The 6,169-nt window shown below is 69.8% G+C and carries 6 protein-coding genes; 3 read left to right on the forward strand and 3 right to left on the reverse strand.

From position 1 onward, the window contains the following. Window positions 1–91: 91 nt before the first annotated feature. Window positions 92–1,147, reverse strand: coding sequence for a threonine/serine dehydratase (locus ACWCQ6_RS35165; RefSeq protein ID WP_451096277.1), 1,056 nt, complete (start codon window positions 1,145–1,147; stop codon window positions 92–94). A 28-nt stretch (window positions 1,148–1,175) separates the two neighbouring features. Beyond that, window positions 1,176–1,976 (reverse strand): L-gamma-glutamyl-L-propargylglycine hydroxylase BesE, encoded by an 801-nt coding sequence (locus ACWCQ6_RS35170; protein WP_451096278.1) that lies wholly within the window; start codon window positions 1,974–1,976, stop codon window positions 1,176–1,178. Window positions 1,977–2,040: 64 nt separating this feature from the next. Here ACWCQ6_RS35170 and ACWCQ6_RS35175 point away from each other — a divergent pair, with 64 nt between their 5' ends. The 3 genes from ACWCQ6_RS35175 to ACWCQ6_RS35185 all read left to right on the forward strand — a co-directional run bounded on the left by ACWCQ6_RS35175 (window position 2,041) and on the right by ACWCQ6_RS35185 (window position 5,198). Further along, on the forward strand, window positions 2,041–2,733 hold the full coding sequence (locus tag ACWCQ6_RS35175) for a TetR/AcrR family transcriptional regulator (protein WP_451096280.1): 693 nt from the start codon (window positions 2,041–2,043) through the stop codon (window positions 2,731–2,733). Window positions 2,734–2,967: 234 nt separating this feature from the next. Then, window positions 2,968–3,426 (forward strand): DUF6415 family natural product biosynthesis protein, encoded by a 459-nt coding sequence (locus tag ACWCQ6_RS35180; protein WP_451096282.1) that lies wholly within the window; start codon window positions 2,968–2,970, stop codon window positions 3,424–3,426. A 533-nt stretch (window positions 3,427–3,959) separates the two neighbouring features. Further along, the gene (locus ACWCQ6_RS35185) at window positions 3,960–5,198 is read left to right on the forward strand and encodes an IS110 family transposase (protein WP_451096284.1); all 1,239 of its coding nucleotides are present in this window, start codon (window positions 3,960–3,962) and stop codon (window positions 5,196–5,198) included. A gap of 3 nt (window positions 5,199–5,201) precedes the next feature. Here the strand turns inward: ACWCQ6_RS35185 and ACWCQ6_RS35190 are convergent, their stop codons facing one another. Beyond that, a complete protein-coding gene (locus ACWCQ6_RS35190; RefSeq protein ID WP_451096286.1) occupies window positions 5,202–5,897 on the reverse strand; it encodes a hypothetical protein in 696 nt (231 codons plus the stop codon). Window positions 5,898–6,169 lie beyond the last annotated feature (272 nt).

Raw genomic sequence — 6,169 nt, forward strand, 5'->3', positions numbered from 1 at the left:
GTCGTGGCTGCCTTCGGGTCGGCCCGGATCCTGACCTTCCCGCCGTAGGAGGGCTGGGCGACCCGGTCCTCCTACTCGATCGGGCGGCTGGTCAGTGTTCGGGGTGTTGGTGGGTGAGCTGGCTGGGGTCGGTGTTGGCTCCGCAGAGGACGACGGCGACTTTCTCGCTGTTGGCGGGGCGGTAGTTGCGGGACGGCCCGGTGGGCCTGGTGGGCAGGTCGCGGTCGGGTACATGGTGCGGCGCGGCTGTGAGGGCGGCGAGTGCGGTTGCCGCTCCGTGCTCCACGGCGATGCGGCGGTGGTCCCACAGTGCTTGGCGGGCGCGGATGATTTCGCTGTCCGGTACGAGTACGGAGTGGACGCGGTCCTGCTGGGCGGCGTGCAGGGCCATGGCGGAGGTGCAGCGGGCTCCGAGGGAATCGGCAGCGATCGAGTTGACCGGGACATCAACCGGGCGGCCGGCCTCGAGGGCGGCGTTCAGGGCGCGGCAGTTCTCCGGTTCCACGGCGACGGTGCGGATGCCGTGGTGCTGGGCGGCGGTGGCGATGCCGGCGAACAGGCCGCCGCCGCCGACGGCGACCACCACGGTGTCCAGGCCCGGGATCTGGGTGCGGATCTCCTCCAGCAGGGTGCCGGCCCCGGCGGCGATCAGTGGGTGGTCGTAGGCGTGGGAGGGGAGTGCACCGGTCGCGGCCGTGAAGTTTTCGCAGGCGGCGAGTGCTTCGGCGTACTCCGTGCCCACCAGGCGTACGTCCGCGCCGTAGCCGCGGAGCTTGGTGACCTTGACTGCCGGGGCGGTGGCCGGGAGGAACACCGTGGCCCGCACGCCCTGCTGCTGGGCCGCCCACGCGCACGCGAGTCCGGCGTTGCCGCCGGAGGCAATGGTCACCCCCGCCTCCGGGAGGGTGCCGACCTCGCGGTGGGCCTGGATGAAGTTCTGGGCGCCGCGGGCTTTGAAGGAGCCGGTGTGCTGCATGTACTCCAGCGCCAGCCATACCTCACAGGGCTTGGGCTCACGGTCGTCCAGGGGGTCGCAGTGGGCGGTGCGGATCGCCCCGGCATCGACCGGGGCGATCGTGACGGGGCGGACACGACCGGAGATCCGGTCGGCGGCCTGCTTGATGTCACCGTAGGTGAGGTGGTGCACGGGGTTTACTCCCTTGACTGTGCGGCGGTCAGGACCAGGCGATGAGCTGCCCGGTGGTGGTGAGGGCGAGGAAGAAGGCGAACGCGATCCGGCGGCCCGGGTTCGGTTCCACCGCGTGGAAGTTGACGGGGTTGAACAGCAGCGCGTCACCGAGCGCGGGCCGCAGACTGACCTGCTGGAAACCGTCAACGGTCTCGGGCCGGTAGCCGTACGCCTCGCGGTGCATCTCGTCGGCCGGCTCCCAGCGGCGGCGCCACACCGTCGTCGCCCCGCCGCTTCCGGGCACGGCCACCCACACGTTGAACGCGAGCTGCGCGACGACCTCCTGGTCGAAGAGCCCGAGCGGGAACTCCCGGGTGATGGAGTCGTAGTGGACCAGCGCGCCCGCGTTGATCTCGCGCAGGGTGCCGCCGAAGACCGCGCGCCCACCGATGGTGGCGGAAGTGACCGCTGCGCCCCAGGCGGAGCCGAGCCGGGCCAGGGACACGGCGATCGGGTCGGGGCGCATCCCTGCCCGGTGCCAGGCCGCCCGGGCGGTGTCGGCATCGTGCCAGTACCGCCTCGCGTCCAGTGCGCCGTCCTGGTCGCGGTAGTCGTTGAGGGCCGGTCCGAACCGGACGATCGGGGTCGGCACCCTGACCGGGTCGTAGTCGGCGGTGGGCAGCCGGTCCAGCCCCGACAGCACGCTCGCGCATGCCGGCCTGTCGAGGAAGCCGGGAACGCGGACCGCGGCGAGGGTGCCGGACGCGAGGTGGGCCAGGTGCCGGTCGGTGAAGCCGGCCGGGGCGTCCGTGGCGGTGAACAGGGGATCGAGCACCGTGCGGGGCATGTCGCCTCCGAGTGAGGAGCGTTGAGCCTACCGTGACGATACGCTGTACCGTACGCTGGCTCACATGCCAAGGCAATCCTCTTCCCTGGACCTCGCGACCCCCGAACGCATCGCCGAGACCGCCCTGCTGATCGTGGACCAGGAAGGATCGGCCGCCCTCAGCTTCCGGACCCTGGCCGCCCGGCTCGGCATCGCCCACGCCACCCTCCAGCGCCGCTGCACCGACCTGGCCGGACTCCTCGATCTGTGCGCCGACCACCTCGCCGCCTCCCTGCCCGACCACGAGCCCGCAACCGACTGGGCCACCTCCACCGAAACCCGCTTCCGCAGGCTCTACGAGCTGCTGACCGACCACCCGGGCCTGGTCGCACTGCGCGGAGGCCGCCCCTGGCTCGGCACCCAGCTACTCCAACGCCTCGTGGAACCACAGCTCGCCGACAGCCTCGCCGCCGGCATGACACCCCAGGAAGCGATCACCACCTACCGGCGCCTCTACCTGCTCACCCTCGGCAGCGCGAGCTTCGTCGACCACCGCGACCCGAAAACCGCACAAGCCACCACCCGGACCGCGCTGGCCGCACTCGACCCCGAGCAATTCCCGGCACTGACCGGGCACCTCGACACCATCCTGCCCACCGTCGTCGACCACGAGGTCTACTACGGGGCACTGCGCCAGCTCATCCACGCTGCCGACCCCGCCCGGACCGACAGGGACCGCAACCACACGGGGCTCGAACCGACCCACGAAGCGAAGTAGCCGACGATGGGCAGCAGCCACAGTCCCACCAGCCGAAGAGGGGTGCCCCCTCACGCACACACACCGGCTCCACCGCACCGGCCCCGGACGGCCGCCGCCTCCAACCCCCGGCCTACGGCGTTCCCTCCCCTCCCCTGCCCTGCTGGCCCGAGCGAACCGCGGCTTCGCCCGCTTTCTCGCCCAGCGGACCCAGGACCAGGACGACCGGGCCGACGACAGCGAGGACACACCACAGTGACCGCCGGCCTCCCTCGCGACAGCACCCCAATAGCAGGGCCGACCGCACGCCCCAGCACGCACACGGTCCTGTACGACCCCGACGGCCTGATCGAAGCCGGGCACCCGCTGGATCGCGAACCGTACGAGAGCCTCGTCACGGCCGTCCTCGCGTGGACCGGCGAGGACACGCTCGCGACACGCGACTACGAGCAGATCGGCCTCCAGCTCACCGGCCACGCTCGCGCGGTTGCCGCCGATGTCCGGTGCCGCGCCGACCAGCTGCCGAAGAACAGTGGTCCCCAGGCGCTCGCTGACGTCGTCCTGCGCGAGGCGGAAGGCCGGCTGTCCGCGAAGCTGAAGGGCACCGTGCGCTGTGTGCAGAACCGCGCCCGCCTGGTCCGCGCCCTCTACGAACGCCTCGACCGGCTCGAGTCCGCGCTCGCCCTGGAGAGGGTTGCACCGGGAGGGGGCTGAAAAGTTGCCTGGACGGTTGCATCCGGCGGGGCACCGAAGGTGTGACCGGAGGAGGGAGCCTGGCAAATCGGACAGTGCCCGTTCTCGCAGGTCAGCCCCAGTGGGCAAGCCCCTCACGGACGATGACACCTCTAATTCGTTAGTAATTAGAGGTCCTGAATCTCTGAGGGGCCGGGGCGGCGTTGTTCAGCCCAGGGCAGGACGTGTGTGGTCCGGTCGGTGCCGTGGTGACCCCTACGACACCTCCGACCGTGCGAGGTCTTTGTAAAGACTGGTGGCGCTGGGCGCCAGCCGGTCCTCGCACGTTCTGCCCCCGTGGTCCCGTCGGGTTCGGGATCCTCGGTGGATGAGCTGCCGTACGGTGACGCGTTTCTCCTCACGAGCTTCGAGCTCTGGACACGGCGTGCGCCCGTGCGGTTTGGCGGCGCCGCGCACGGCTGATGAGGTGGCGGGCCTTGGAGCCCTGGAATTAGTGCGCCGTGCGGCCCCGCGTGCTCGCCTTCGAGAACGGCACCGGAGAAGGGGCGGGATCCATGGACGTGTTCTGTGGGATCGACTGGGCGGAGGGACACCACGACGTCGCGCTCGTCGACGACACCGGCAAGCTGCTGGCCAAGTGCCGGATCAACGACGACCTGGACGGCTACCGGCTGCTGCTGGACCTCCTGGCCGAGCACGGCGACACCGCCGAGACGCCGATCCCGGTGGCCATCGAGACCAGCCGCGGCCTACTGGTTGCCACGCTGAGGCAGGGCCCCCGGAAGATCTACGCGGTCAACCCGATGGCGGCCTCCCGCTACCGCGACCGGCACGGAGTCAGCCGCAAGAAGTCGGACCCGGGCGACGCCCTGGTGCTGGCGAACATCATCCGCACCGACGCGCCGGTGCACCGCCCAATGCCCGCCGACACTGACCTGGCCCAGGTCGTTGCGGTTCTGGCCCGCGCACAGCAGGACGCGGTCTGGAACCGCCAGCAGGTCGCCAACCAGCTGCGGTCCCTGCTGCGGGAGTACTTCCCGGCGATGATCGAGGCGTTCAAGGACAAGCCGGGAACCCTGACCCGCCCCGATGCCCGCCGCATCCTCGCCGTCGCGCCCACACCTGCCCTGGCCGCCAAGCTGCAGATGTGGAAGCTGACCGCCATGCTCAAGCGAGCCGGCCGCCGCCGCGGCATCGAAACCGACGCCGAACGAATCCAGCAGCTCTTCCGCCAGGAAGCTCCACGACAGCTGCTCCTCGTCGAAGACGCCATGGGCAAGCAGGCACAGGCCCTGCTGCAGCTGGACGCGGCCTGCCAGGCGGTCGATGACCTGGCGCGGGCCACCGAGGAAGCCTTTCGGTCACACCCGGACGCGGCGATCATGCTGAGCTTCCCCGGGATCGGTCCCCAGGTCGGCGCCCGCATCCTGGGCGAGATCGGTGACGGCAGGAGCCGGTTCGCCACGGCTGGAGGACTGAAGGCATACGCTGGCTCCGCCCCGGTCACGCGGGCTTCCGGCAAGCGCCGTTATGTCGGTCGCCGGTTCGTGAAGAACAACCGGCTCAACCACGTCGGCCACCTGTGGGCCTTCGCCTCCATCAGCGGTTCATCCGGCGCGGACGCCCACTACCGGCGCCGCCGGGCCGGAGGGGACTGGCACATGCAGGCTCTGCGGCACCTGTTCAACCGCATGCTGGGGCAGCTGCATCACTGCCTCCTCGCCCGCGTTCCTTTCGACGAAGCCATCGCTTTCGCTCCAGGGGCTGCGATGCTCCAGCCGGCCAGTTCATAGGGCTCAGGGCATGAAGGCAGTCGACACGCGAGCCAGGTCTTCCGGCGTAAGGGCGAAGCCATTGGACGGGTTCCGGTACGAGTACGCGCCGTCGTCCACGCGGACACCGTTCCTGCTGGTCCAGCGGGAGGCCCCTCCCGCACCTTGGCCCTCAACGAGAGCGGCAGCGAATTCTTCGGGGGCCTCAATGGCAGTAAGGACGCTGAGAGCTGCCATCAGGCGGTGCTCTGCGTCGTCCGGGATGTTGTCGTCTCCGAGCGCGGGCAGCAGCAGCAGGAGGCGGCGGTGTGGATCGGCTGTGCTGCCACCGGGCAGCCCGTTGTCGACGGCGGAGAACAACTCGAGCCAGGACAGGGCGGGACCCATGAAGTGCCCGTCGACCTTGGCCAGCAACAGTGCCCGCTCCCAGCTGGGGTGATGCAGGAGGTAGTCGACACCGGGGTCGTCCTTCCACGCTCGGTAGACGACGTGGAGGAGGTGCCCGGCGGCCAGCGGGATGGTGAAGACGGGCCACTCCGCCCGCTCCCGCAGCTCCCGGTGGAACACCTCGGCCGCCTCGTAGTCCGCACCGAAGAGCAGCTCTTCCGCGTCCTCGTCGTGCGCACACGAGTACAGGTGGCCAAGCCAGAAGAGAGGTTCCTGCAGCAGCTCTGGCTCGTGGACGAGAGGGTGACCGTCGTACCCGGGTATCTCCATCATGCCGATCATCATGCCGCCTGGTGCCCTTACACGATCGGCCCCCGATGCTCCGGGGCCAGGCCGCGAAGCCTCGCGTGCGTCATCACGGCGATGCTGACTACGAAATCCCACGGTGCATCTTGACGGCTTATCTGCATGAGGTGTCTTTGGCACGCGATAGCCGTGGTCAAGTGGTCTCCCTGAACCGCCCCGGTTCGAATGGAGACTCGATTCCGTGAAAGGATTGAGTCATGGCACGCCCCTCTTCGTATCCCCTTGAGCTGCGCAAACGA

The sequence above is a fragment of the Streptomyces sp. NPDC001880 genome, assembly GCF_053594575.1.

Coding starts and splice junctions, on each gene's coding strand:
- ACWCQ6_RS35170 (WP_451096278.1), bottom strand. CDS start 1,976: ATGCCCCGCACGGTGCTCGATCCCCTGTTCACCGCCACGGACGCCCCG.
- ACWCQ6_RS35175 (WP_451096280.1), top strand. CDS start 2,041: ATGCCAAGGCAATCCTCTTCCCTGGACCTCGCGACCCCCGAACGCATC.
- ACWCQ6_RS35185 (WP_451096284.1), top strand. CDS start 3,960: ATGGACGTGTTCTGTGGGATCGACTGGGCGGAGGGACACCACGACGTC.
- ACWCQ6_RS35190 (WP_451096286.1), bottom strand. CDS start 5,897: ATGATGGAGATACCCGGGTACGACGGTCACCCTCTCGTCCACGAGCCA.